Genomic DNA, 25,101 nt, shown 5'->3' with positions numbered 1-25,101 from the left:
TATCCCGCCCTTGGCATGCTGCGCCCAATACTGTATAAATGTACAGTATTGGGCGCAGGCGAATGGGTGGGCACATGGACGATCGGTCCGACAACGAATTTCCGATAGCGCCGCCCGTGCCCCGCAAGGGGCGCGGTGCGGTCGACAACCTGCAGGGGCGGTATGAACTCGCGCAGCGCGAAGCGGTGGACGACGGCTGGACGCACGAGTCCGACGATGCCGATTTCCCCGCGCCGCTGCGCACGCAGGTATTCGAGGAGCGGGCGAAGAGCATCCTGACGCACAACCAGTCGCCCGATATTCCGTTCAGCGTGTCGCTCAATCCGTATCGCGGTTGCGAGCACGGTTGTATCTACTGTTTCGCGCGACCGACGCACAGCTATCTCGGGCTGTCGCCGGGGCTCGATTTCGAAAGCCGCATCTACGCGAAGGTGAACGCGGCCGAGCTGCTCGAACGCGAGATTTCCCGCAAGCGCTACGTGCCGGAGCCGATCGCGCTCGGCGTCAACACCGACGCATACCAGCCGGTCGAGCGCGACCTGCGCATCACGCGCAGCGTGATCCAGGTGATGCACGATCGCGGCCTGCCGTTCGCGGCGATCACGAAATCGTCGCTGATCGAGCGCGATCTCGACCTGCTTGCGCCGATGGCCGAACGCGGGCAGGTGATGGCGGCGGTCACGATCACGACGCTCGATGCCGAACTCGCGCGCACGCTCGAGCCGCGCGCGGCCACGCCGGCGCGGCGGTTGCGCACGATCCGCGCGCTGCGCGATGCGGGCGTGCCGGTCGGCGTGAGCATCGCGCCGGTGATTCCGTTCGTGACCGAGCCGGACATGGAGCGCGTGCTGGAGGCGTGCGCGGAAGCCGGTGCGACGCATGCGAGCTACATCATCCTGAGGTTGCCGTGGGAGGTCGCGCCGCTGTTCAAGAGCTGGCTTGCCGCGCATTTTCCCGATCGTGCGGAGCGCGTGATGAACCGCGTGCGCGACATGCGCGGCGGCAAGGATTACGACTCGGATTTCTCGAAACGGATGAAGGGCGAGGGGATCTGGGCCGACCTGTTGCGGCAGCGCTTCCGTCAGGCGGTCAAGCGGCTCGGGTTGAACGAGCGCACGAACGGCATTCTCGATCTGTCGCGGTTCAGCGGGGCGCCGGCCGCTGCGGTGCCGGCGCCGCGTGTTGCGGTTCGCTCAGCCGGCGCGAAGCCGCGCGACGACATGCAGTTGAGCCTGTTCTGATGGACGAGCGATACGGTTGCCGGTGTGCCGTATCGACCGTATCGGTGGTGCTTACTGCGAAATCTGCTTGGCTGCTTCGACCTGCGATTCGAAGTAAGTCTGGAACGACAGCGCGAGCGCGGTCATCAACAGGAACGCGCCGATCAGCAGCGAGAAGATCACGACGAAGATCACGGTCCAGCCCGACTTGCTGTGCTTGCCGGTGTCCGCGTTGAATTGCGCATCCCATTTTTCGTCGGGACGCAGCCCGTAGACGAGTGCGGCGAGGAACGCCGCCAGCAGCGAGATTGCGCCGGGGACCGCGAGCCACCAGCCGAGGCCGGCGCTGCGCTGGGTAGCCGCGAGCAGGAGGAAGCCCGGGATGCCGACGATCGTCGCGAGCAGGTGGGCCCAGCCGTACACGTCGCGAAAGCCGTACAGATAGAAGCGGTGCGCGCCGAGCGATCCGAGCAGGAACGCGAGGGCGGCGGTGAGCGTCTTGGAGCGGAAGCGGCGGGGCGATGCGGTGCTGCTGGACATGGATGGCGGCGTCTTGTCGTTGGCATGGGCGGGGCCGGCAGGCCGGCGCGGGCGCGCGGCCCGGCACGCATTCTACGATGCCCGGTCGGGCCCGGTCACCCCTCGCCTGCGTCAAGGTGCCGCATAGGTCACGCGATAGATCGCGCCTGCGTAATCGTCGCTGACGAGCAGCGAGCCGTCCGGCAGCGGCAGTACATCGGCCGGGCGTCCCCATACCGTGCCGTCGGGTCGCAGCCAGCCGGTAACGAACGGCGTCTGGCGTGCATGGCTGCCGTCCGCCGAGACGACCACGCGCATCACGCGGTAGCCGACCTTCGTGCTGCGGTTCCACGAGCCGTGTTCGGCAATGAAGACATTATTGCGATACGACGCCGGAAACATCGGCCCGGTATAGAAGCGCATCCCGAGCGCCGCGACGTGCGCGCCGAGTTTCAGGACGGGCGGCACGTAACGGCGGCAAACCTCGGCGCTGCCGAATTCGGGGTCGGGTGTATCGCCGCCGTGGCAGTAGGGAAAGCCGAAGTCGAGGCCGGCGCGGGGCGCGCGGTTCAGCTTGTCGTCGGGTACGTCGTCGCCCATCATGTCGCGCCCGTTGTCGGTGAACCACAGCTCGCCCGAATCGGGGTGCCATGCAAAGCCGACCGTATTGCGTATGCCGCGGGCGACCACTTCGCGTCCGCTGCCGTCGGCGTTCATTCGCGCGATGATCGCGTAGCGGTTGCGATCGGCGAGGCAGGCGTTGCACGGTGCGCCGGTCGGCACGTACAGCTTGCCGTCGGGGCCGAACGCGATGAATTTCCAGCCGTGATGGTGGTCGGTCGGCAGCGCGTCGGTCACCACGACAGGGGCGGGCGGTCTGGCGAGCCGGTCGTCGATATGGTCGATGCGCACGATGCGCGACACGGCGGATATATAGAGAGCGCCGTCGCGGTAGGCGACGCCGACGGGCATGTCGAGCCCGGACGCGACGACGTAGCGCGCGCTGATCCGGCCCTCGTGCATGACGAACGCGTGGACGCGGCCGTCTCGTGTGCCGACATACAGGATGCCGCGCGGCGACCACGCCATTTCGCGCGCGGCCGGTACGGCGTCGGTCAGCACGTCCACGTGGAAGCCGGGCGGCACGACGAGTTCGTTCACCGGCAGCGGCGCGGTAAACGCCGGCGCGGACACGGAGCAGGCAAGGCCGGCAAGCAGCGCCGCGAATGGGCGCCGTGCGCGGCGCACGAGGGCGGCGCGAAGGGGCAACATGACGGTCGGGAGCGTCCTGGACACGACGATTGTAGGCCCGGCGGACGGGCCGTCCGCGGATTTTTACGCGTAAGTGTTTGTTGTACCTCTGGTTTCCGGCTATAATCGCGTGTTTCAGTAGTTTCGAACCCGGTTTTCCCGAAGGACATCATATGGTTATCATCCGTCTGGCTCGTGGCGGCTCGAAGAAGCGCCCGTTCTACAACATCGTTGCTACCGATTCGCGCAACCGTCGTGACGGCCGCTTCATCGAGCGCGTCGGCTTCTACAACCCGGTCGCCACGAAGGGCGAATCGCTGCGTATCGCTCAGGATCGCCTGACGTACTGGCAAGGCGTTGGCGCGCAACTGTCGCCGACCGTCCAGCGTCTCGTGAAGGAAGCGCAAAAGGCGCAACCGGCTGCCTAACATGGCACGGTGTGCCGGTCGTGCCGGCTATGAGGTGCATTGATGGCGGGTCACGATTCCGGTAATGCAAGGCGCGGGCGTGCGTCATTCGGCGCATTCGTCCGCAAACCGGTCGAGCGCGACATGGTCGCGAACGCCGGTCAGGCTGCCGAACCAGGCGGCCCCGACGCGACGCAAACCTGGCCCGACGATGCCGTCGAGGTCGGGGCGGTGGTCGACGCCTACGGCCTGAAAGGCTGGGTCAAGGTGGCGGCGCATGCCGATGCCGGTCGCGGTGGCGACGCGCTGCTCAATGCGCGTCGCTGGTGGCTGGAACGCGGTGCGGAGCGGCTTTCCGTCCGCATCATGCAGTCGAAGACGCACAGCGACACTGTCGTTGCGCAACCCGCGGGCGTCAGCGACCGCGATGCTGCGCTGTCCATGCGCGGCTTTCGCGTGTTCGTGCGCCGGGAAGATTTCCCGGCACTGGCCGCGGACGAATTCTATTGGGTCGACCTGATCGGTCTCGAGGTCGTCAACGAGCAATCGGTGGCGCTCGGGAAGGTGAGCGGGATGATCGACAACGGCGTGCATTCGATCATGCGTGTCGAGTATCCGGCGACCGGCAAAGACGGTCGGCCGACCACCGACGAGCGGTTGATTCCGTTCGTCGGCGTCTACGTCAAAACGGTGGATCAGGCGGCGCGTCGCATCGTCGTCGACTGGGAAGCCGATTACTGAAATGAACCAGGTTACCGAGAGCGCGGTGCAGTTCGACGTCATCACGCTCTTTCCCGAGATGTTCCGCGCACTGACCGACTGGGGAATCACCAGCCGGGCCGTCAAGCAGGGGCGCTTCGGGCTGCGCACCTGGAACCCGCGTGATTTCACGACGGACAACTACCGCACGGTCGACGATCGTCCGTACGGCGGCGGTCCGGGCATGGTGATGCTGGCGAGGCCGCTCGAAGCCGCGATCGATGCCGCGAAAGCGGCACAGGCGGAGCAGGGCATCGCGAGCACGCGCGTCGTGATGATGTCGCCGCAAGGCGCGCCGCTCACGCATGATCGCGCGGTGCGGATGGCGCAGGAACCCGGCGTCGTCGTGCTGTGCGGTCGTTACGAAGCGATCGATCAGCGCCTGCTCGACCGTTGCGTCGACGAGGAAATCAGCCTCGGCGATTTCGTGCTGTCGGGCGGCGAGCTGCCGGCGATGGCGATGATGGATGCAGTCGTGCGGTTGCTGCCCGGTGTGCTGAACGATTCGCTGTCGGCAGTGCAGGACAGCTTCGCCGATGGTCTGCTCGATTGTCCGCACTACACGCGTCCCGAGGAATACGACGGCGTGCGCGTGCCGGACGTGTTGCTCGGCGGGCATCATGCCGAGATCGAGAAGTGGCGGCGCCAGGAAGCATTGAGGAATACGTTGCGGAAGCGGCCGGACCTGATCGTCCGGGCGCGCCGCGAAAAGTTGTTGAGCCGGGCCGACGAGGCGTGGCTTGCGAACCTCGCACGCGAAGCGAAGGACGCCTCCTGAGGCGGCTGCGCGAGCGGGAATTGGCGGTGCCGTACATGCGTGTACGGTGCCTGATGTGAATCCATCCTCTATCGGGGCCAGGCCTGGAAGCAGGCGGGTGCCAACGCCGACACGATGGCATAAGGAGTCAGTAATGAATCTGATCGCAAAACTTGAGCAGGAAGAAATCGAGCGCGCGCTCGCCGGCAAGACGATCCCCGATTTCGCCCCGGGCGACACGGTGATCGTGAACGTGAACGTGGTTGAAGGTAACCGCAAGCGCGTTCAGGCTTACGAAGGCGTCGTGATCGCGATTCGCAATCGTGGTCTGAACTCGAACTTCATCGTTCGCAAGATCTCGTCGGGCGAAGGCGTCGAGCGTACGTTCCAGACGTACTCGCCGCTGCTGGCAAGCATCGTCGTGAAGCGTCGCGGTGATGTGCGTCGTGCGAAGCTGTACTACCTGCGCGAGCGTTCGGGCAAGTCGGCTCGTATCAAGGAAAAGCTGGTGTCGAAGGATCGCGCCGCAGCAGCTTCCCAAGAGTAAGAGCTGTAAGGAAAAAGCACCCAACCGGGTGCTTTTTTCATTCTGGCGCGACAATATGCTCGATACGACACGAACCCGAGAGCCCCATTGAATCGCCGCCCCATCATCGATCCCGAAGTCTTGCCGGTCGAAGGCACCGGCGCCGGCCTGCCCGTCATCGACTCCCGGCTGATGACGCCGTCCGGCCTGCGCGAACGTTTCGCGCGCACGCTCGAATGGAGCGTCGAGCCCGGCGAGGCGAGGCTGCAGGAGGGCGTCGATCCGCGTAGCGCGGCCGTCCTCGTGCCGCTCGTCGTCCGCGAGTCAGGCCTCACCGTGCTGCTGACGCAGCGCGCCGATCACCTGAACGACCACGCCGGACAGATCAGCTTTCCCGGCGGCCGTCGCGAGCCGTTCGACCGCGATGCGACCGCCACCGCGTTGCGCGAGGCGAAGGAAGAGATCGGGCTGGCCGCCGAACGCGTCGAGATTCTCGGCGCGCTGCCCGACTACCTGACCGGCACGGGTTTCTGCGTGACGCCGGTCGTCGGCCTCGTGCATCCGCCGTTTACCGTGCAGGCCGATACGTTCGAAGTCGCCGAGATTTTCGAAGTGCCGCTCGCGTTCGTGATGAATCCCGCGAACCATCAGGTCCGCGTGTTCCGGTGGGAAGGCGGCGAGCGTCGTTTTTTTGCCATGCCCTATCCGAATGGCGAACCGGGCGGGCATTACTTCATCTGGGGCGCAACTGCCGGCATGTTTCGCAATCTGTATCGCTTCTTGGCCGCCGGCTAGGCGGGCGCGCCGACTGGCGCGCGCGACCGGCTGCCGGGCGACCGCGCCGGCAGCCATGCGCGGCTGACGCTGTGCTATCGTTATGCAAAAAATGACATAACTCCGAAGACGGCGCCACGCATGACTTTCTTTTCGGTTCTCCTCGCTCTCATCATCGAACAGGTCCGCGCGTTGTCGCCGAGCAATCCGGTATTCGCGCTGTTCCAGTTTCATGCGGAAACCGTCGCGCATGGCCTCGACGCCGGCAAGCAGAAGCACGGGATCCTCGCATGGCTTGCGGTCGTGCTGCCGTGGGTGCTGATCGTCGCGCTGATCTATTTCCTGCTGTACAAGGTGAGCTTCGTGCTCGCGTTCCTGTGGAACGTCGCCGTCGTGTATTTCACGCTCGGCTTCCGCCAGTTCAGCCACTACTTCACCGACATCCACCTCGCGCTCAACAACGACGACGTGCCGCGCGCGCGTGAAATCCTCCATGAATGGACGGGCATCGACACGGTCGACATGCCGGTGGGTGAAATCGTCCGCCATACGCTGATCCATGCGGTCGTCGCGTCGCATCGCCACGTGTTCGGCGTGTTCTTCTGGTACGTGCTGCCGATCGGCCCGGCCGGCGCCGTGCTGTACCGGATTTCCGAATATCTCGCGCGCAGCTGGGCGACGCCGGGCGACGACCGTACGGCCGCGTTCTCGACGTTCGCGCAGCGTGCGTTCTTCGTGATCGACTGGATTCCGTCCCGACTGACGGCGCTCGGTTTCGCGATCGTCGGCAATTTCGAGGATGCGATTTACGCGTGGCGCAATCACACGCGCCAGTGGCCCGACCCGAACGACGGCGTACTGCTGGCCGCCGGCAGCGGGGCGCTCGGCGCGCGTCTTGCCGGGCCGCTCGCGGAACCGTCGAGCCTCGATGCGCTGGCAGTCGGCGACAGCGGCCCGTTGACAGTTGGTGACGATTGCACGCCGCGCACGCTGCAGTCGGCGGTCGGCCTCGTATGGCGTGCGGTGATTCTGTGGATGATCCTGCTGCTGATGCTGACGCTTGCCGTCTGGGTGTCGTGACGGGGCAGCCTGACGCGCGATGAAATGAAAAGGCCGGCTCGATGCCGGCCTTTTCGCTGTGTGTCAGCGCGGTGCATTCAGTCATCGAGCGGGTCACGCACGGCGCCGCATTGCCAGCACGCGGTGAATTGCGCTTCGAGCGCTTCGCCGCACTGCCGGCAGCGCCAGGGCGCCGCGCCCGCCGACGGGCCGTGCGACGCGGCGTCGAGGAGCCGGCGGGCGAGCGCGTCGTCACGTTCGTCGTCGAGCCACAGCTCGGGCGTGCACGCATCGGCCGGCAGGCCGCCGAGCGCGCCGGTCGCGTAGCAGTTGTGCAGTTCGCAACCGATGCCGGCTACCTGGAGCACGTTGGCCCAATGCTGCGCGGTCGCGAGGTCGGGTGCCTTGAAACGCATCGCGGCTCCTGTCGATGAAAGCCGGCCCGGCTGGCGCCGGCCGGCCGTCGTGCACGTCGCGCGGTCAGCGGACGATCTGGCTCGCCTCGTGCACGAGCTGCGCGTACAGCGCGTGCCGCGACGGCGCGATACGGCCGTCGGCGACCGCTTCGAGGATCGCGCAGCCGGGCTCGTGCAGATGATGGCAATTATAGAAACGGCAGTCCGCGAGCAGCGGCCGGAATTCCGGAAACGCGCGCTCGAGGCGGCCTTCGGTCAGGTGGTAGAGGCCGAATTCCTGGAAGCCCGGCGAATCGATCAGCGCACCGCCGCCTTCCAGCGGGTACAGGCGCGTGAACGTCGTCGTGTGACGGCCGCTGTTGAGCGCGGCCGAAATCTCGCGGGTTGCGGCTTCGGCGTCGGGCACGAGCAGGTTCACGAGCGTCGACTTGCCCATCCCGGACTGGCCGAGCAGGATCGTCGAATGCCCGGCGAGGTGCGGCATCAGCTGCGCGCGCGCATCGTCCGGCGCGCCTTTCACCGACAGCTCGAGCACGTCGTAGCCGAGCGCGCGGTACGGGGCGAGGCGTTCGCGCGCGACCGGCAGCGCGGCCTCGACGTCGATCTTGTTCAGCACGACGAGCGGCTTCAGCTCGTTCGCTTCGGCGGCGATCAGCGCGCGGCCGAGCAGATCCTCGCTGAAATAGGGCTCGGTCGCGAGCACGATCAGCAACTGGTCGAGGTTCGCGGCGAACAGCTTCGATTTGAACTGGTCGGAGCGGTACAGCAGGTTGCGCCGTTCGCCGATTTCCACGATCACGCCCTGGTCGGCCGACGCGAGTTCGTACGCGACGCGGTCGCCGACCGCGATGTCGCTCTTCTTGCCGCGCGGGAAGCATTGCAGCATCGGGCCGCCGTCGTCGGGGGCGACGATGTAGTGGCGGCCGTGCGCCGCGATCACGCGGCCTTCGGCCCGTTGCGCGCTCGACGCGCGCGGGGCCGGCTTGCGGGAGGTCGGCCGGCTCATGCGTGTTGCAGCAGGCGGTCGATCCGCTGCGAGGCCGGCGGATGCGAGTAGTAGAAGGCCGTGTAGACGGGGTCGGGCGTCAGCGTCGACGCGTTGTCCTCGTAGAGTTTCACGAGCGCGCTGACGAGATCCTGCGCGTCGGTCTGGCTGGCCGCGAACGCGTCGGCCTCGAATTCGTGCTTGCGCGACGTGAGGCTGCTGAACGGCGTCGCGAAGAACAGGAACACGGGAATCGCGAGGAAGAACAGCACGAGCGCGGCGCCCGCGTTGCTGGTGTCGAGCGACGGCGTGACGCCGAGCCCCGTATAGAACCACGTGCGCTGCGCGAGCCAGCCGAGCAGCGCGAGCAGCACGAGGCTCAGCACGAACGACACGAGCATGCGCTTCATCACGTGGCGGCGCTTGAAGTGGCCGAGTTCGTGCGCGAGCACGGCCTCGATCTCCTGGCCGGACAGGCGCGCGAGCAGCGTGTCGAAGAACACGATCCGTTTCGATGCGCCGAAGCCCGTGAAGTACGCGTTGCCGTGCGCGGAGCGGCGGCTGCCGTCCATCACGAACAGCCCCTTGGCCGCGAAGCCGCAGCGCTTCATCAGCGACTCGATGCGCGCGCGCAGCGCGTCGTCCTTCAGCGGCTCGAACTTGTTGAAGAGCGGCGCGATGAAGGTCGGGTAGATCAGCAGCACGAGCATCTGGAACGCGACCCACACGATCCAGGTCCACAGCCACCACAGGCTGCCGGCCTGGTTCATCAGCCACAGCACGACGAACAGCAGCGGCAGGCCGAGCGCGGCGCCGAGCAGCGAATTCTTCAGCATGTCGGTGAAGAACAGCTGCTTCGTCATCCGGTTGAAGCCGAAGCGCTGCTCGATCCCGAACTGGCGGTAATACTCGAACGGCACGTCGATCACGCCCGTGATCACGAGCACCGCGGCGACCAGCGCGACCTGCTGCCCGTAGCCGCGGCCGAGCCAGCCGGTCAGCAGCGTGTCGAGCGCGCCGACGCCGCCGAGCAGCGTGAGGCCGACCAGCACGGCCGCGCTGACGACGATCTCGAGCATCGTCAGCCGGGTGCGCTCGACCGTGTAGTCGGCCGCGCGCTGGTGGGCGGTCAGCGGGATGGTGGCGCTGAACTGCGCGGGTACGCCGTTACGGTGCGCGGCGACGAAGCGGATCTGCCGCGATGCGAGCCACAGTTTGGTGACGACCATCGCGAGTACGGCGAGCGCGAACAGCAGGGTGAACGAAAAGGGTGACATCGAAGGCGCCAAAGGGTTCTATGCGAGAATTATATGTTCTTGCGGACCGGCCCCGCTGATGCGATGCCGGCCGCCCGGGCGGCGCTGCATCGGCGCGCCCGGTCCGCCATTTTCCAGGATGAATCATGACCGATACCGCCGCTTCCGCCAGCCAGCCCGCGCTCGTGCGCAACGAGTTGAACCTCGTCTGGCTCGACATGGAGATGACGGGCCTCGACCCGGATAACGACCGCATCATCGAGATCGCGGTCGTCGTGACCAACTCCACGCTCGACATTGCCGTCGAGGGCCCGGTGTTCGCGATCCACCAGAGCGACGAGACGCTCGCGAAGATGGACGACTGGAACAAGTCGACGCACGGCCGTTCCGGCCTGATCGACCGCGTGCGCGCATCGACCGTGACCGAGGCGGACGCCGCCGCGCAACTGCAGGCGTTCCTCGCGCAGTACGTGTCGCCCGGCAAGTCGCCGATGTGCGGCAACTCGATTTGCCAGGACCGCCGCTTCATGGCGCGCTGGATGCCGGAATTCGAGCGATTCTTCCACTACCGCAACCTCGACGTCAGCACGCTCAAGGAGCTGTGCCGCCGCTGGCAGCCGGCCATCTACAAGGGTTTCCAGAAGCGGGCGATGCACACTGCGCTCGCGGACATCCACGAATCGATCGACGAGCTGAAGTATTACCGCGAGCATTTCCTGATTCCGGCCGCGTCGGTGTCGGCAGGGGAATCCGCGCCGGCCGCGTGAGCGGGCCGGCACGCGCGCAGCGCCCGGCAAACGCTCAGCGCCGCGCGCTTTTCGGCCGGAACGCCGCGACCACCGCGGCGTCGGTCTCGACATACGGGCCGCCGATCAGGTCGATGCAGTAGGGCACCGCGGCGAAGATGCCGGGCACGGTCGGCTTGCCGTCGGCGTCGCGCAGCCCTTCCAGCGTTTCCCGGATCGACTTGGGCTGGCCGGGCAGGTTGATGATCAGCGCCGCATGGTCGGCCGTTTCTCGGATCACCGCGACCTGCCGCGACAGGATCGCGGTCGGCACGAAATTCAGGCTGATCTGCCGCATCTGCTCGCCGAATCCCGGCATTTCCTTCGTCGCCACGGCCAGCGTGGCTTCCGGCGTCACGTCGCGGCGCGCGGGGCCGGTGCCGCCCGTCGTCAGCACGAGGTCGCAGCCGGCGACGTCGACGAGCTCGGTCAGCGTGGCCGAGATCGTCGGCGCATCGTCCTGGATCAGGCGCGTTTCGGCGCGCCACGGCGAAACCAGCGCGCCGGCGAGCCATTCCTGCAGCGCCGGAATGCCCTTGTCTTCGTAGACGCCCGTACTCGCGCGGTCGCTGATCGACACGAGGCCGACCACGAGTTCGTCCGGGTGGTTATGCTTCGTCGTCATGGTCGTCTCCGGCGTCGTCGGCCGCTTCGTCGTCGCTGTCGGATGCGCCGCCCGCGGCCTTGATCCACTGGAACAGCTCGCGGAAATAGCGCGGCGGCTTGCCTTGCTGCGCTTCCTTGCGCGCGTTGCGGATCAGCGTGCGGCCTTCCTGGATGTCGGCGTCGGGGTGCTGGCGCAGGAATTCGGTCAGTGCGTCGTCGCTCGCGAGCAGCTGCTCGCGCGTGCGCTCGATCCAGTGCAGGCGGGCTGTCGCGGCCTTGTTCACGCCGCGTTGCGCGTCGAGCGCGGTACGCAGCGCGGCCGTTTCGTCGTCGGTCAGCGAGCGCATCACGCGGCCGACGTACTGGAGCTGGCGGCGCTTGCCCTCGTGATCGGTGATCCGGCGCGCCTCGCGCACGGCGTCGGCGAGATCTTCGGGCATCGGCATGCGCTTGAGCGCGTCCTTCGGCAGGTCGACGAGCGCCTGGCCGAGTTCCTGCAGCGCGTGCATTTCGCGCTTCAACTGGGATTTGCTGGGGCGATCGTAGCCATTGTCGTCGTCATCGACGGCATGTTCGATCGGCTGGATTCGGGTTTTGCGTGTCATGGGCCGCATTGTATCGCGGCGCGGACACCCCAAGCTTGTCTGTGTCCGGCCCCGGACCTTGCTATGATCGCGGGATACGCAACATTTTGACCATGCGGGCGCCCGCCCGCCACCGGATACCAAGACGATGGCAGCCAATCTCGACGTACAAGCGCGCTATTTCCCGCACACGCAGGACCAGCTCAAGGAAATCGCATCGGACATCCTTCGCCATGCGAAGGCGCTCGGCGCGACGGACGCCGCGACCGAAATCTCCGAGGGCGACGGCCTGTCGGTGTCGGTGCGCCGCGGCGAAGTCGAAACGATCGAGCACAACCGCGACAAGATGGTCGGCGTGACCGTGTTCATCGGCAAGAAGCGCGGCAACGCGAGCACGTCGGACTTCTCGCCGGCCGCGATCAAGGACACCGTCGCTGCCGCGTACAACATCGCGCGCTTCACGGCCGAGGACGAAGCGGCCGGTCTCGCCGAAACCGAGCTGCTCGAAACCGACCCGCGCGACCTCGATCTGTACCACCCGTGGGCGCTGAGCGCCGACGAAGCCGTCGAGCTCGCTCGCCGCGCGGAAGACGCCGCGTTCGCGGTCAGCCCGCAGATCCGCAATTCGGAAGGCGCGAGCGTGTCGGCGCAGCATTCGCAATTCGTGCTCGCGACGTCGCGCGGCTTCCTCGCCGGCTATCCGTACTCGCGCCACTACATCGCGTGCGCGCCGATCGCGGGCAGCGGCCGCCACATGCAGCGCGACGACTGGTATTCGTCGAAGCGCAGCGCGATCGATCTCGCCGCGCCCGAAGCGGTGGGCCGTTACGCGGCCGAACGCGCGCTCGCGCGGATGGGCGCGCGCCGTCTCGACACGCGCAAGGTGCCCGTGCTGTTCGAGGCGCCGCTCGCGGCCGGCCTGCTCGGCGCCTTCGTGCAGGCAGTGAGCGGCGGCGCGCTGTATCGCAAGACGTCGTTCCTCGTCGACAGCCTCGGCAAGCCGGTGTTCGCGCCGCACGTCCAGGTCGTCGAGGATCCGCACGTGCCGCGCGCGATGGGCAGCGCACCGTTCGACGAGGAAGGCGTGCGCACGCGTGCGCGCAGCGTCGTGAAGGACGGCGTCGTCGAAGGCTATTTCCTGTCGACCTATTCGGCACGCAAGCTCGGCACGCAAACCACCGGCAACGCGGGCGGCTCGCACAACCTCGCGCTGCGCAGCTCGAACACGCAGGCGGGCGACGACTTCGACGCGATGCTGAAGAAACTCGGCACGGGCCTGCTGCTGACCGAACTGATGGGGCAGGGCGTGAACTACGTGACGGGCGACTATTCGCGCGGCGCGGCGGGCTTCTGGGTGGAGAACGGCGTGATCCAGTATCCGGTCGAGGAAATCACCGTCGCCAGCACGCTGCAGGAGATGTTCCGCCATATCGTCGCGATCGGTGCGGATTCGATCGTGCGCGGGACGAAGGAAACCGGCTCGGTGCTGATCGAGCAGATGACGATCGCGGGGCAGTAAGCCGCACGCGGCACCGGCCGCCTGGAAACGAAAAAGCCCGACCGGCGCAAACCGGTCGGGCTTTTTTCATCGTGCGGAAGCAGGCGTCAGCCGCGCTTGCGTGCGTAGACGACGAACGCATAGCCGAACGTGTTCGGCGCGGCTGCCTGATGTGCGTCGCGCGAGATTTCCTGCCAGTGCGCGGCGTCGGGCGCCGGGAACGATGCGTCGCCGTCGAAGTCCGCATCGATCTCGGTGACGACCAGCTTGTCGGCGAGCGTGAGACCTTCCGCATAGAGTTGCGCGCCGCCGATCAGGAATGCCTCGGGTGCGCCGTCGCGCGCGGCGAGCGCCAGCGCATCGGCCAGCGACGTGACCGTGTCGCAGCCTTCGAAACGGCGCGTCGCGTCGCGCGTGACGACGATATTGCGGCGGCCCGGCAGCGGCCGCCCGATTGACTCGTGGGTCTTGCGGCCCATCACGATCGGCGCACCCATCGTCGTGCGCTTGAAGAACGCGAGGTCCTCGGGAAGTTTCCAGGGCAACTGGTTGTCGCGGCCGATGATGCCGTTGCGGGCACGCGCGACGATCAGGGTCAACGTCGTCATGAAGGTCGGGGAAGAGGGAAAACGGAATGGGCCGATTTTACCGGAACGGCGGCACGCTCCGGATTCCGCACGCCGGTAGGGACGTCGGCGTTTCCCGTGCCGTGCGCCGCGACGCGTGATGCTCCGCGTCGCGGCGACCGTCCGAATAAAAAGAGTGCCCGCCGGGGGACGGAGCACAAAAAACGTTTTGTGCCGCGAGATCGGCGATACCGGTTCCGATCGAGGGCAGCGCGTTCGACCGGATCGTCAGTTCAATACGGAATCCTGATCGAATCGAAGCGACGCGAGCATCAAGGATGCGTACTGCCTCGCGCGTTGCCGCCCATCGCGTGCCGCATGTCCGACGGTTGCGGCGCCGGCAGCGGCATCGGCAACTGGGGCGGCGGCGGGATCTCGTCCCAAAGCGTCACGGAGGCCTGGGCGGCCGGCAGCGGTTGCGGCGCCGACACGGTCACGATACTGAAGCCGTCGCCGAGCTGCATGCTCGGCACAGGCTCGGCAACCAGCATGGCGCGATCCGGCCGCATGCCTTCGTCCGCGCATGCCGGTGCGGGCGGGCCGGCTGCCGAGAGCACGAGCGTCATCGGCACGAAAGAAAGTAAAAGATGTTTTCGCATGGCGACTGTCTCCGGTCGTTCCCGTATTCAGCGAAATACATGCCACGGTACCGGGACCATTGCCGCCATTGCGATTCCTGCTCAAGCGTTGCGAATTGTGGCCAAAAACGCCTGAAAATGTTTCAGGCCTGAAACGAGGGGGCTCGGGAATACTGCTGATTCAATCGATACGCTTCAAGGATGAAAATCGGCGCGTGTGTTGATGACGAAACCCTTCCCTGCGCATGGGCTATGTGCAGATGATTGATCTGCATCGACCTCCTGAGCGATTCGGCCGCATCGCCATCGGCACTGAAACGGCTTTGTCGTATTCGGTGCCTATAACCAAGCAGTCTTGATCAAAAATAACTGGACGCGAGATAAGCGCCATCATGCGAGGCTGTGTCGTTGCCGCGCATCGGCATGGCGAATCGAGCCACCTTGGGCTGACCCGATTCGATCCTTTTGCACGTGACCTTGACGTGTGCGGCAATCGTTAGACGGTTGATGAACGGGGTGAGCATATGGGAGCCGATCAGCGGCACGTGATCTACTATTCGCGCGAACCGAACGACGCGTTGCGCGGCCATTTCGACGAATGCGGCTGGCGCGTCGATCTGGCCGAGACCGTGCGCGATGTGCGGCGCGTCGTGCAGCATGGCGTCGCAACCGCCGGCCTGCTCGATTTCTCGCCGGGCTTCAAGCCGTCGGATCTGCGTGAACTCGAATCCTGCCTGAGCATCCAGCACATCGGCTGGATCGCGGCGACGCGGCGCGGCCAGTTGCAGGACGCGACGCTGCGCCACCTCATTCGCGACTATTGCTTCGACTACGTGACGATGCCGTACGAAACGGCGCGGATCGTCGAGACGGTCGGTCATGCGCACGGCATGGTCGCCCTGACCGATCCCGTTGCGCCGCCCGTCGGCGCCGGACGCAGCGAAGGCGAGATGGTCGGCACCTGCGATGCGATGCTCGGGCTCTTCAGGACGATCCGCCGCGTCGCGGCGACCGACGCACCGGTATTCATCTCCGGCGAATCGGGTACGGGCAAGGAGCTGACGGCGGTCGCGATTCACGAGCGCTCGTCGCGTGCGCAGGCGCCGTTCATTGCGATCAATTGCGGCGCGATACCGTCGACGCTGCTGCAGGCCGAACTGTTCGGCTATGAACGCGGCGCGTTCACCGGTGCGAACCAGCGCAAGATCGGTCGCGTCGAGGCCGCCAACGGCGGCACGCTGTTTCTCGACGAGATTGGCGATCTGCCGCTCGAAAGCCAGGCGAGCCTGTTGCGCTTCCTGCAGGAAGGCAAGATCGAGCGGCTCGGCGCGCACGTGTCGGTGCCGGTCGATGTGCGCGTGATCTGCGCGACGCACGTGGACATGGAAGCGGCGCTGCGCGAAGGGCGCTTCCGCGAGGACCTGTTTCATCGGTTGTGCGTGCTGAAGATCGAGGAGCCGCCGCTGCGCGCGCGCGGCAAGGACATCGAGGTGCTCGCGCGCCACATGCTCGAGCGCTTCAAGGGCGATGCGCATCGCCGTCTGCGCGGCTTTTCCCCGGATGCGGTCGCGTCGCTGTACGGCTATTCGTGGCCGGGCAACGTGCGCGAGCTGATCAACCGCGTGCGCCGCGCGATCGTGATGTCGGAAGGCCGGATGATCACGTCGGCCGATCTCGAACTGAACGACTATGCGGCGCTTGCGCCGGTGTCGCTGCTGGAGGCGCGCGAGGCGGCCGAACGGCAGGCGATCGAGCAGGCGCTGCTGCGCCATCGCGGCCGTTTCGCGGATGCCGCGCGCGAACTCGGCGTATCGCGCGTCACGCTCTACCGGCTGATGTGCGCACACGGGATGCGCGATCGCGGCGACACGCTCGGAGGGTTTTCGGCGCCGTTGCCGGAGCTTCCGCGTCACGCTTGTTAAAATTGGCGGGTACGGCCGCCCTCGCGGCCGAAGGAACCCGCATGAAACAGTATCTCGATCTCGTTCGTACCATTCTCGATACCGGCAGCTGGCAGGAGAACCGGACGGGAATCCGCACCATCAGCATGCCGGGCGCGATGCTGCGCTTCGACCTGCAGCAAGGCTTCCCGGCCGTGACGACCAAGAAGCTCGCGTTCAAGTCCGCGATCGGCGAACTGGTTGGTTTCCTGCGCGCGTCGCGCAGCGCGGCCGATTTCCGTGCGCTCGGCTGCAAGGTGTGGGATGCGAACGCGAACGAGAACGCACAGTGGCTCGCGAACCCGTATCGCCAGGGCGTGGACGATCTCGGCGACGTCTACGGCGTGCAATGGCGCCAGTGGCCGGGCTACAAGGTGCTGGATGCCGGCGCGGACGCGCAGATCGCCGATGCGACCCGCCGCGGCTTCCGGATCGTCACGCGTTTCGACGAAGACGGCGCGCCGAAGGTGCTGCTGTACAAGGCGATCGATCAGTTGCGCCAGTGCCTGGACACGATCATGGAGAACCCGTCCGATCGCCGCATCCTGTTTCACGCATGGAATCCGGCCGTGCTCGACCAGATCGCGCTGCCCGCGTGCCATCTGCTGTACCAGTTCCTGCCGAACGCGACGAAGCGAGAGATCTCGCTGTGCCTGTACATCCGCAGCAACGACGTCGGCCTCGGCACGCCGTTCAACCTGACGGAAGGGGCCGCGCTGCTGTCGCTCGTCGGCCGGCTGACGGGCTACACGCCGCGCTGGTTCACGTATTTCATCGGCGACGCCCACATCTACGAGAACCAGCTCGACATGCTGCAGCAGCAACTCACCCGCGAGCCGTACGAAAGCCCGCGGCTGGAAATTGCCGAGCGCGTGCCCGACTACGCGAAGACGGGCGTCTATGCGCCGGAATGGCTGGAGCAGGTCGAGCCGTCCGATTTCTCGCTCGTCGGCTATCGGCACCATGAGCCGCTGACCGCGCCGATGGCGGTCTGATCGCGCGGCCGGGGCCGCGCGGGTCCATCGCTCCGCACCCTGCAAAAAGGCTCGACCGGCTGATACCGGTCGAGCCTTTTTGTTTCAGGTTTGCTGCACTTACTGGCGATGCCGCTCCTCGTGGCCGCCTTGCGGCGGCGGGTTGCTCGGGCGCGGCGCCTCGACGTGCGGCGCCGGCTGCGGCCGCGGTTCCATCCGCGGAGCGGGCATTGCCGGGCGCGGCTCCATGCGGGGCGCCTGCGGCTCCATCCGCGGCGCCTGCGGCTGCGGACGCGGCACGTCGTGCACGGCGGGCGCCGGCGGACGGTACTCGTTCACGCGCGGCGGCGCGACTTCGCGATGGGGCGCCGGTTGAGCGAAGTCCGGGCGCGGCTGCGGCGCGGGGGCGGCCCGTTCCGGTTGCGGCTGCGCATGCCGGGCCGGCGTCGGGAAATCGGGGCGCGGACGCGGCTGCGGAATCTGCGCGGTATGGTCGGGCTGCGGTTGCGGCAGCGCGCGCGGCGCTTCGTTGCGGCCGCCGGGCTGGATGCCCTGCGGGGCCGGCACGCCGTCCGGGTGCGGCACCGCGGCGCTGCGCACGGGCGGCAGCGCGTTCTGGCCGGCCGCGTGCAGCGCAGTGGGCGGAGCAGGGCGCTGACGTTCCATCGGCGTGTGCGGCTGCCTCCACGTGGGCGATGACGGCGCGTCGGCTGCCCGCGCCTGACCGATGCCCGACCGAGCGTTGTTCGCTTCCGGCGGATGCGGGACGCCGTTGCCGGTCGCGAATCCCTGATGCGGGATCGGGTTGCCGGACGCCTGCGGCGTGCCGCCATTGGCGAAACGCGATGCGTTCGGGATTTCGCCGTTTGCAGGCCGTGCGACATTCGGCATGCCCAGCGTCGGCGCCTCCGGCCGTCCGGCCTGCACGCCGGCCGGCTGGCCTTCGCGCGGCGCGCGGGTCGGCTCCACGACGGGGCCGTGCGGATTCACGAGCTGCACGTTGTGCATCGCCCAGGCGCCGCCGCCCGGCTTGCCCGGCACGCGGACCGGACGAGCCGTATAGTCGGCCGGCACGTTGGTCTTCACGACCGGTGCGCCGGCGCCCGGTACGCGCCCGCCTTGCTGCGCGAGGTGGGCGGCGGCCTGGTCGCGATATGCGGCCGGCACGGCCGGATTGCGGGTCGCGACGTACGGGTGCTGCGCGATCGCCGCCGGCGGACGGTAGCTGGCATTGCGCAACCCGCCGGTGAAGCTCTGGCGCACGGGCGCGATGCCGGGCGTGCCCGGCGTGACATGCGCGTTGCGCCATTGCTGCGGATCGACGTGCTGCGAGAAGTGCGCGACCGGCTGGCCGTGCACGAACGCGGAGGCCGGTACGGCCGTGATCGCGTGCGGCGCGCGGAAGTTCACGTACGTCTTGTTGATGTTGGTGATATTGGTGATGTTCGTCACGTTCACGGTCTTGTTCACGTTGACGTTGTTCACCACGATGTTGCGGTTGACGCGCTCGTAGTAGTGCGGACTCCAGCCGCCCCAGCCCGGATGCCACGGCTCGCCCGGGCCGAGCGCGAACCATGCGCAGCCGGCCGCGGCGACGCCGCCGACCGTCAGCGCCACATTCCAGTCGGAACCGCCGCCACCGCCGCCGCCCACGAAGGCGACGAGCGCCGGCGCATAGACGGGCGGCTGGCTGACGACCATCGGGCCGGGCACCCAGGCCCAGCTGTCGTCCACGTACGCCCAGCGGCCGTAGTGATACGGCGCGAAGCCCCACGGCGCGTCGTCGACCCAGGTCCAGCCCCACGGCGCCTGCCAGATCCAGTGGCCGTCGTGATACGGCGCCCAGTCGGCCGGCGTGTCGTTCGGCACCCAGACCGCGCCGTAGTTCGGCGTTTCGCGCCACGTGCCGTTCGCATCGAGATCCTGGTAGCCGGGGATGTCGCGGGACACGTAGCGGGCCGACACCGAGCGCGCTTCGGCCGCGTCGCGGCTGGCCGCCCACTGGTCGAGCGCATCGGGGCCCGGTGCGGCCGATTGTTGCGCGACCTGCAGGTCGGTGCCGGTGAACACGACCTGCTGCCCGGGCGACAGCGGGTACTGCCCGTTGCTGCCGTAGACCGTCGCGCTGCCGCTGCGCACCGTCACCGTCGTGCTCGCGCCGTTCGGCGCGACATCGACGCGATAGTCGCCGGGGCCCGTGATGCCGAGCGCGAGGTTCGGCGTGTCGATTTCATATGATCCGCCGGCCGGCAAATCGCGCACGTGCGTCGACACGGTGCCGAGGCCCACTTTCAACTGCGTCGTCGTGTCGTCGAGATTCAGCACCGACAGGCTCGTCGATTCGCCGAGCCGCACCGCGGTCGAGCCGATGTGCAGTTCCGAGCGCGCGCCGGCATCGTTCCAGAGCTGGTCGCCGGTCGTCAGCGGCCGGTTCACCGCCGCATACGACCACGCATCGGTGCCGGCCGGTTCGGTCGTCACGGCGCCCGACAGGTAATTGAGCCGCGCGACGCGGCCGGGCGGATCGCCGCCCGGTTGCCGTGCCGCGGCCATATTCGGCGGCGCATCGGCCGATTGCGCGAAGGCGGGCGGCAGCGCCGCAAGCGCGACGAACGCAAGCAGCGTGTAGCGGGCGGTGCGCTTGAGCGTGAACAGGGTGGCCATGGTGAGCGTCATTGTCGTGATCGCGGCGCGTCGATTCGTGCCGTCGAGTTCACAATATCCGCTTGGCCTGTTTCAAGGCACGGTGTTTTGTAAGTCGAATGGCATGCGATGTAACAAAACCTGTCCATCGCGCGCCGTTGTCGTGCGGCTGCAATGCCGGCGTCAAGCGGACGTAAGCCACGCATCGAAAACCTGCCGGCCGGGCGCCGTGACGCGCAGCACGCGCGGCCGGGCAGCGCGCTCGATCCAGCCGTGTGCGCAGAAGCTTTCGAGCAGCGCCGCGCCGAGCGCGCCGCCGAGATGCGAGCGCCGCTCGCTCCAGTCGAGGCAACCGCACGCGAAGCGGCGTCGGCGCGCGCGCTGTTGCGCGACGTCGATGCCCCATCGTCCGAGCGCCTGCGTGCCGAGCTCGGTGGTCTCGATCGCGTCGCCGTTCGCGAGCAGCCAGCCGCGCGCGGTGAGGCCGTCGAAGATGCGCACCGCGAGCTCGCCTGCCATGTGGTCGTAGCAGGTGCGGGCGTAGCGCAGTTCGGCCGGGACCGCGCGCGACGGCGGCGGAACCGGACGGTGCGGCGCGGCCGCGCGGGCGACGTTCGCCAGCGCTTCGAGCGAGGCCGCGATGTCGGCCGACGCGATGCGGTAGTAGCGATGCCGGCCGCGCACGTCGAGCGCCAGCAGGCCGCCCTCGGTCAGGCGGGCGAGGTGCGCGCTGGCCGCGGACGGCGACAGCCCCGCGATCATCGTCAGTTCGCCGGCCGGCCGCGCGCTGCCGTCCATCAGCACCCACAGCATCGCGGCGCGGCCGGGATCGGCGATCAGTGCGCCGATGCGGCTCAGGCCCGGAAAATGGTGGTCGTCTTGATCGGTCATCGTCGTGCCTCGTCGAGCGGGATGAAGGCAGTGTAGTCGGTGCGCGCATTCGATGTTTCGCTTCCGGATGAAATGTCGGATGCGGCCGCGACGCCCCTGCGGGGACGGGCTGCGGCCGGTTGCAGGGCACGCGTAGAATGGCCGGACGCGGCGGCAGCGGGCCGCCGCATGTGACGCGATGCAACGATGAAGACGATTTTCTGTGTGTTGACCGCCGCGCTCGTATGCGCGGCGTGTGCGCAGGGCGGCGCGGGCGCGACCGGCGAGCGCGGCGGCAGTATCGAGATGTACGGGACGATCGACCAGGGCATCACGGTGCGCCGCTGACCGGCGCCGCTCCCCGCGCGCGTCGGCATGACCGCCGCAGCCCCGCCACGCGGGGCTTGCCGCGACGCGTTGCCGCAGTGCAACGTATAATGGCCCGATCACAGCGCCCCTGTCGCCCGGAGCCAGAACAATGTCCCAACCGTCCCCCGTGCCGGCCGCCCTCGACCGCACCGAAACCGTATTCCGCTTCCTCGCCGAGCCTTCGTCCGTGAACTTCGGCGGCAAGGTGCATGGCGGCGCGCTGATGAAGTGGATCGACGAGGTCGCGTATGCGTGCGCGGCGGTCTGGTCGAGCCGCTATTGCGTGACGGTCAGCGTCGGCAACATCCGTTTCCAGCGTCCGATCCTGGTCGGCAATCTGGTCGAGCTGAAGGCGCGCGTCGTCGCGACGGGGCGTACCAGCATGCACATCCACGTGTCGGTGCACGCCGGCGATCCGAAGGGCGGTGTGCTGCGCCAGACGACCGATTGCCTCGTCGTGTTCGTCGCGGTCGACGAGAACGGCAACCCGGTGCCGGTGCCGCCGTTCGTGCCCGAAACCGACGAGCAGCGCGTGCTCGCGAAATATGCGGCCGACGTGCGGGCCGCGCTCGACAAGATCGTCGAGATGAAGCCGGAAGAAGTCGCGAAGGGCACCGTCTGAGTGCCGTGGGCGCCGCGCTCGTCGCGCCGCGCCCGCCGTCCTGCCGTTACCGCGTCCCGATCATCTGCTCGGGGCGCACCCAGGCATCGAATTCCGCCTCGGTCAGGTAGCCGAGCGCGAGCGCGGCCGCCTTCAGCGTCGTGCCTTCCTTGTGCGCCTTCTTCGCGATCTGCGCGGACTTGTCGTAGCCGATGTGCGGATTGAGCGCCGTCACGAGCATCAGCGATTCGTTCAGCAACAGGTCGATCCGCGAGCGGTTCGGCTCGATGCCCACCGCGCAGTGATCGTTGAAGCTCTGCGCGCCGTCGGCGAGCAGGCGCACCGATTGCAGCACGTTGTGCGCGATCATCGGCCGGAACACGTTCAGCTCGAAATTGCCGCTCGCGCCGCCGACGTTGACCGCGACATCGTTGCCGAACACCTGGCAGCACAGCATCGTCACCGCTTCCGACTGCGTCGGGTTCACCTTGCCCGGCATGATCGAGCTGCCCGGCTCGTTTTCCGGAATCGACAGCTCGCCGAGCCCGCAGCGCGGCCCGCTCGCGAGCCAGCGCACGTCGTTCGCGATCTTCATCAGGCTGGCCGCGACCGTCTTCAGCGCGCCGTGCGCGAAGACCAGCGCATCGGCGGCCGCCATCACCTCGAACTTGCTCGGCGCCGTCACGAACGGCAGCTTCGTGAGCCGGCCGATCTCGTCGGCCACGCGCACCGCGAATTCCGGGTGCGCGTTCAGCCCCGTGCCGACCGCGGTGCCGCCGAGCGCGAGCTCGTACAGATGCGGCAGCGCCGATTCGACGTGACGGATGCCCTGGTCGAGCTGCGCGACATAGCCGGAGAATTCCTGGCCGAGCGTGAGCGGCGTGGCGTCCTGCAGGTGCGTGCGGCCGATCTTCACGATGTCGGCGAACGCCTTCGACTTCGCGTCGAGCGTCGCGCGCAGCGTGCGCAGCGCCGGCAGCAGGTGATTGACGATCGCATACGCGGCCGCCACGTGCATCGCGGTCGGGAACACGTCGTTCGACGACTGGCCGCGGTTCACGTCGTCGTTCGGATGCACCTTGCGCGCTTCGCCGCGCTCGCCGCCCATCAGTTCGCTCGCGCGGTTCGCGATCACCTCGTTGAGGTTCATGTTGGTCTGCGTGCCGGAGCCCGTCTGCCACACTGCGAGCGGGAATTCGCGCGGATGCTTGCCGGCGATGATCTCGTCGGCGGCTGCGATGATCGCGTGCGCCTTGTCGTCGGCGAGCACGCCGAGCGACTGGTTGACGGCCGCCGCGGCGCGCTTGACGATCGCGAGCGCGTGGATCAGCTCGGGCGACTGCTTCTCCGTCGAGATCCGGAAATTCTGCAGCGAGCGCTCGGTCTGCGCGCCCCAGAGCCGATCGGCCGGCACGGCGATCTCGCCGAACGTGTCGCGTTCCATCCGAACTGCTTCATTCATGATGCACTCCTCCTGGAAAGGGGAAAGGCCGCGCGTCGTCGCGCGGCGTCAGGCGTAATCAGACGTATCGTGAGGCAGTCGCGCCGCTGGCGCGGCGTCTCGAGGTGTTCAACCGACAAGCATAGCGCCGGCCGCGATTTTGCGTCGTGTCGCGCCTGGGGCCGGCGCAAGCCCGCGACGAGCGGGAACCGGCCCTAGCGCGCCGTCGCGATGAGCGAGAGGGTCTTGCGGTGAAAGCGCCAGGCCATCAGCGCGGCGACGCTCGCGAGCCCGGCCGCGAGCCCCCACCACAGGCCGCGCGCGCCCAGGCCCGCGTGGAACGCGAACCAGTAGCCGGTCGGGAAGCCGATGCCCCAGTAGCCGAAGGTCGCGGCGAGCATCGGGATGCGCGTGTCCTTCAGGCCGCGCAGCGCACCTGACGCCACGGTCTGCATCCCGTCGACGATCTGGAACACCGCGGCGATGCCGAGCAGTGACGCGGCGAGCGACACCGTGGCCGCGTTGGCCGGGTCGTCGAGGTGCAGGTACAGGCCGACGATCGTGTGCGGCGCGACGATCATCACGAGGCCCGACAGCGACATGAAGCCGACGCCGAGCGCGAGCGCGACGAAACCCGCGTGCCGCGCGGCGACGGGCGAGCCCGCGCCGACCCAGTAGCCGACGCGCACGTTGGCCGCCTGGCCGATCGCGAGCGGCACCATGAACGATACCGACGCGACGTTCAGCGCGATCTGGTGCGCGGCGAGCGACGTCGCGCCCAGCACGCCGACCGTGAGGCCGGTGGCGAGGAACAGCGTCGATTCGACCCCGTACGTGATCGCGACCGGCCAGCCGATGCCGATCAGCTCGCCCATCACGGGCAGCTTCGGGCGCGCCGCGGTCACGAAATGGCGGAAGCGCTGCCGGCCGTGCAGCAGCCAGATCAGCGCGAGCGCGGTGAGCCAGATCGTGATCGTTGTCGCGACGGCCGAACCGAGAAAACCGAGGCGCGGCAACCCGAATGCGCCGTGGATCAGCCCGTAGTTCAGCACGCCGTTGACGCCGACGCCCCCGATCGACACCCACAAGAGCCGCCGCGCGGCGCCGATCGCCGGCAGGAACGCGCGCATCAGCCCGACGCCGATCAGGCTGCCGAGCGCCGCGTAGCGCAGGATGCCCGTGTATTCGCCGACGTGATGCGCGAGCAGCGGCGGCTCGTGGAACATCAGCAGGATCGGCTCGGCGAGCGACAGCGCGACGATCGCCGGAATCGCGAGCAGCACGGACAGCGCGAAGCCCGTCCAGTAGATGTGCGGCACGCGGTCCTCGGCCTGCGCGCCGCGCGCATGCGCGACGCTCACGCTGACCGACGACAGCACCCCTTGCAGGATCGTCACGATCACGAAGAAGAAGTTCGCGCCGAGCCCGCCCGCCGCGAGCGAATCGGGGCCGAGCGAGCCGAGCAGCACCGTGTCGGTGACGCTCATCGCCATCTGGGAAAGTTGCGCGATCGCGAGCGGCGCGGCGAGGCGCGCGGTATCGGCGGCATGACTGGACAGGGACGGCGGCGCGGCGGCCGTCCGCGTGAAACCGGAATGCGACATGGAATGGGCGCTCGCGCGGGTGCGGGCCCGCGCTATATGTATTTATTTTGAGA

General features: G+C 67.7%; 26 protein-coding genes. 13 read left to right on the top strand and 13 right to left on the bottom strand.

Annotated features, from left to right (window positions below):
- The first annotated feature begins 62 nt into the window (after window positions 1–62).
- A complete protein-coding gene (locus tag MMB92_RS13960) occupies window positions 63–1,241 on the top strand; it encodes a PA0069 family radical SAM protein (protein ID WP_048984663.1) in 1,179 nt (392 codons plus the stop codon).
- A 51-nt stretch (window positions 1,242–1,292) separates the two neighbouring features.
- On the opposite strand, the gene MMB92_RS13955 is transcribed toward MMB92_RS13960, so the two are convergent.
- A complete protein-coding gene (locus MMB92_RS13955) occupies window positions 1,293–1,760 on the bottom strand; it encodes a TM2 domain-containing protein (RefSeq protein WP_006486876.1) in 468 nt (155 codons plus the stop codon).
- A gap of 111 nt (window positions 1,761–1,871) precedes the next feature.
- Entirely contained in the window at window positions 1,872–3,011 is a 1,140-nt protein-coding gene (locus MMB92_RS13950; protein WP_062910900.1) for a PQQ-dependent sugar dehydrogenase, read from the bottom strand.
- Between the two features lie 152 nt (window positions 3,012–3,163).
- On the opposite strand from MMB92_RS13950, the gene rpsP reads away from it, so the two are divergent.
- The 6 genes from rpsP (at window position 3,164) to MMB92_RS13920 (ending at window position 7,293) form a co-directional block, all read left to right on the top strand.
- Window positions 3,164–3,418: a 30S ribosomal protein S16 gene (rpsP, locus tag MMB92_RS13945; protein WP_006476550.1), complete on the top strand. Its 255-nt coding sequence runs from the start codon at window positions 3,164–3,166 to the stop codon at window positions 3,416–3,418.
- Window positions 3,419–3,460: 42 nt separating this feature from the next.
- Window positions 3,461–4,138, top strand: a complete 678-nt coding sequence (gene rimM / locus MMB92_RS13940; protein WP_006493547.1) for a ribosome maturation factor RimM — start codon at window positions 3,461–3,463, stop codon at window positions 4,136–4,138.
- Window position 4,139: 1 nt separating this feature from the next.
- Window positions 4,140–4,934 carry a tRNA (guanosine(37)-N1)-methyltransferase TrmD gene (gene trmD / locus MMB92_RS13935; RefSeq protein ID WP_006486979.1) on the top strand — a complete coding sequence of 265 codons (795 nt, stop codon included), beginning with the start codon at window positions 4,140–4,142 and terminating at the stop codon, window positions 4,932–4,934.
- Between the two features lie 133 nt (window positions 4,935–5,067).
- Window positions 5,068–5,460, top strand: coding sequence for a 50S ribosomal protein L19 (rplS, locus tag MMB92_RS13930; RefSeq protein WP_006486838.1), 393 nt, complete (start codon window positions 5,068–5,070; stop codon window positions 5,458–5,460).
- Between the two features lie 87 nt (window positions 5,461–5,547).
- Entirely contained in the window at window positions 5,548–6,234 is a 687-nt protein-coding gene (locus MMB92_RS13925) for a CoA pyrophosphatase (protein ID WP_006486824.1), read from the top strand.
- A 120-nt stretch (window positions 6,235–6,354) separates the two neighbouring features.
- Window positions 6,355–7,293, top strand: a complete 939-nt coding sequence (locus MMB92_RS13920) for a CobD/CbiB family protein (protein ID WP_006486900.1) — start codon at window positions 6,355–6,357, stop codon at window positions 7,291–7,293.
- Window positions 7,294–7,370: 77 nt separating this feature from the next.
- Here MMB92_RS13920 and MMB92_RS13915 read toward each other — a convergent pair whose 3' ends face one another.
- The 3 genes from MMB92_RS13915 to MMB92_RS13905 form a co-directional block, all read right to left on the bottom strand.
- Entirely contained in the window at window positions 7,371–7,688 is a 318-nt protein-coding gene (locus MMB92_RS13915) for a hypothetical protein (protein ID WP_011351362.1), read from the bottom strand.
- A 64-nt stretch (window positions 7,689–7,752) separates the two neighbouring features.
- A complete protein-coding gene (gene rsgA, locus MMB92_RS13910; RefSeq protein ID WP_006486937.1) occupies window positions 7,753–8,694 on the bottom strand; it encodes a ribosome small subunit-dependent GTPase A in 942 nt (313 codons plus the stop codon).
- Window positions 8,691–9,950, bottom strand: a complete 1,260-nt coding sequence (locus MMB92_RS13905; protein ID WP_048984637.1) for a M48 family metallopeptidase — start codon at window positions 9,948–9,950, stop codon at window positions 8,691–8,693. The genes rsgA and MMB92_RS13905 overlap by 4 nt, the downstream gene beginning before the upstream one ends.
- A gap of 125 nt (window positions 9,951–10,075) precedes the next feature.
- On the opposite strand from MMB92_RS13905, the gene orn reads away from it, so the two are divergent.
- Window positions 10,076–10,696, top strand: coding sequence for an oligoribonuclease (gene orn / locus MMB92_RS13900; protein WP_006486828.1), 621 nt, complete (start codon window positions 10,076–10,078; stop codon window positions 10,694–10,696).
- A gap of 34 nt (window positions 10,697–10,730) precedes the next feature.
- On the opposite strand, the gene mog is transcribed toward orn, so the two are convergent.
- On the bottom strand, window positions 10,731–11,339 hold the full coding sequence (gene mog, locus MMB92_RS13895; RefSeq protein WP_077020014.1) for a molybdopterin adenylyltransferase: 609 nt from the start codon (window positions 11,337–11,339) through the stop codon (window positions 10,731–10,733).
- Window positions 11,323–11,925 carry a ribosome biogenesis factor YjgA gene (yjgA, locus tag MMB92_RS13890; protein ID WP_276208963.1) on the bottom strand — a complete coding sequence of 201 codons (603 nt, stop codon included), beginning with the start codon at window positions 11,923–11,925 and terminating at the stop codon, window positions 11,323–11,325. The genes mog and yjgA overlap by 17 nt, the downstream gene beginning before the upstream one ends.
- Window positions 11,926–12,052: 127 nt before the next feature.
- Between yjgA and pmbA the strand changes: the two genes are divergently transcribed.
- The gene (pmbA, locus tag MMB92_RS13885; protein ID WP_006493546.1) at window positions 12,053–13,423 is read left to right on the top strand and encodes a metalloprotease PmbA; all 1,371 of its coding nucleotides are present in this window, start codon (window positions 12,053–12,055) and stop codon (window positions 13,421–13,423) included.
- A gap of 86 nt (window positions 13,424–13,509) precedes the next feature.
- On the opposite strand, the gene MMB92_RS13880 is transcribed toward pmbA, so the two are convergent.
- Window positions 13,510–14,010 carry a dihydrofolate reductase gene (locus tag MMB92_RS13880; protein WP_006493548.1) on the bottom strand — a complete coding sequence of 167 codons (501 nt, stop codon included), beginning with the start codon at window positions 14,008–14,010 and terminating at the stop codon, window positions 13,510–13,512.
- Window positions 14,011–14,300: 290 nt separating this feature from the next.
- Window positions 14,301–14,627, bottom strand: a complete 327-nt coding sequence (locus tag MMB92_RS13875; protein WP_006486864.1) for a hypothetical protein — start codon at window positions 14,625–14,627, stop codon at window positions 14,301–14,303.
- Window positions 14,628–15,130: 503 nt separating this feature from the next.
- On the opposite strand from MMB92_RS13875, the gene MMB92_RS13870 reads away from it, so the two are divergent.
- On the top strand, window positions 15,131–16,528 hold the full coding sequence (locus MMB92_RS13870) for a sigma-54 dependent transcriptional regulator (protein WP_006486860.1): 1,398 nt from the start codon (window positions 15,131–15,133) through the stop codon (window positions 16,526–16,528).
- Between the two features lie 41 nt (window positions 16,529–16,569).
- On the top strand, window positions 16,570–17,541 hold the full coding sequence (locus tag MMB92_RS13865) for a thymidylate synthase (RefSeq protein ID WP_006486933.1): 972 nt from the start codon (window positions 16,570–16,572) through the stop codon (window positions 17,539–17,541).
- Window positions 17,542–17,640: 99 nt separating this feature from the next.
- On the opposite strand, the gene MMB92_RS13860 is transcribed toward MMB92_RS13865, so the two are convergent.
- Window positions 17,641–20,196 (bottom strand): DUF6600 domain-containing protein, encoded by a 2,556-nt coding sequence (locus MMB92_RS13860; RefSeq protein ID WP_277562731.1) that lies wholly within the window; start codon window positions 20,194–20,196, stop codon window positions 17,641–17,643.
- 150 nt (window positions 20,197–20,346) lie between these two features.
- Window positions 20,347–21,054 (bottom strand): helix-turn-helix transcriptional regulator, encoded by a 708-nt coding sequence (locus tag MMB92_RS13855; RefSeq protein ID WP_048985197.1) that lies wholly within the window; start codon window positions 21,052–21,054, stop codon window positions 20,347–20,349.
- 186 nt (window positions 21,055–21,240) lie between these two features.
- Between MMB92_RS13855 and MMB92_RS13850 the strand changes: the two genes are divergently transcribed.
- Both MMB92_RS13850 and MMB92_RS13845 read left to right on the top strand, forming a co-directional pair.
- Window positions 21,241–21,381, top strand: coding sequence for a hypothetical protein (locus MMB92_RS13850; RefSeq protein ID WP_006486199.1), 141 nt, complete (start codon window positions 21,241–21,243; stop codon window positions 21,379–21,381).
- Window positions 21,382–21,511: 130 nt separating this feature from the next.
- Complete coding sequence (locus MMB92_RS13845; protein ID WP_006493265.1) at window positions 21,512–22,024, top strand: acyl-CoA thioesterase; 513 nt, start codon at window positions 21,512–21,514, stop codon at window positions 22,022–22,024.
- Window positions 22,025–22,070: 46 nt separating this feature from the next.
- Here MMB92_RS13845 and fumC read toward each other — a convergent pair whose 3' ends face one another.
- Window positions 22,071–23,465, bottom strand: coding sequence for a class II fumarate hydratase (fumC, locus tag MMB92_RS13840; protein ID WP_006486188.1), 1,395 nt, complete (start codon window positions 23,463–23,465; stop codon window positions 22,071–22,073).
- 194 nt (window positions 23,466–23,659) lie between these two features.
- Window positions 23,660–25,048, bottom strand: coding sequence for a multidrug efflux MATE transporter NorM (gene norM, locus MMB92_RS13835; RefSeq protein ID WP_006496523.1), 1,389 nt, complete (start codon window positions 25,046–25,048; stop codon window positions 23,660–23,662).
- Window positions 25,049–25,101: the final 53 nt, after the last annotated feature.

It is taken from the genome of Burkholderia sp. IO2 (genome assembly GCF_029522185.1).
Classification (GTDB): domain Bacteria; phylum Pseudomonadota; class Gammaproteobacteria; order Burkholderiales; family Burkholderiaceae; genus Burkholderia; species Burkholderia cenocepacia.
The sequence above is the reverse complement of the archived record's forward strand: the minus strand, read 5'-3'. Positions and strand labels throughout refer to the sequence as shown.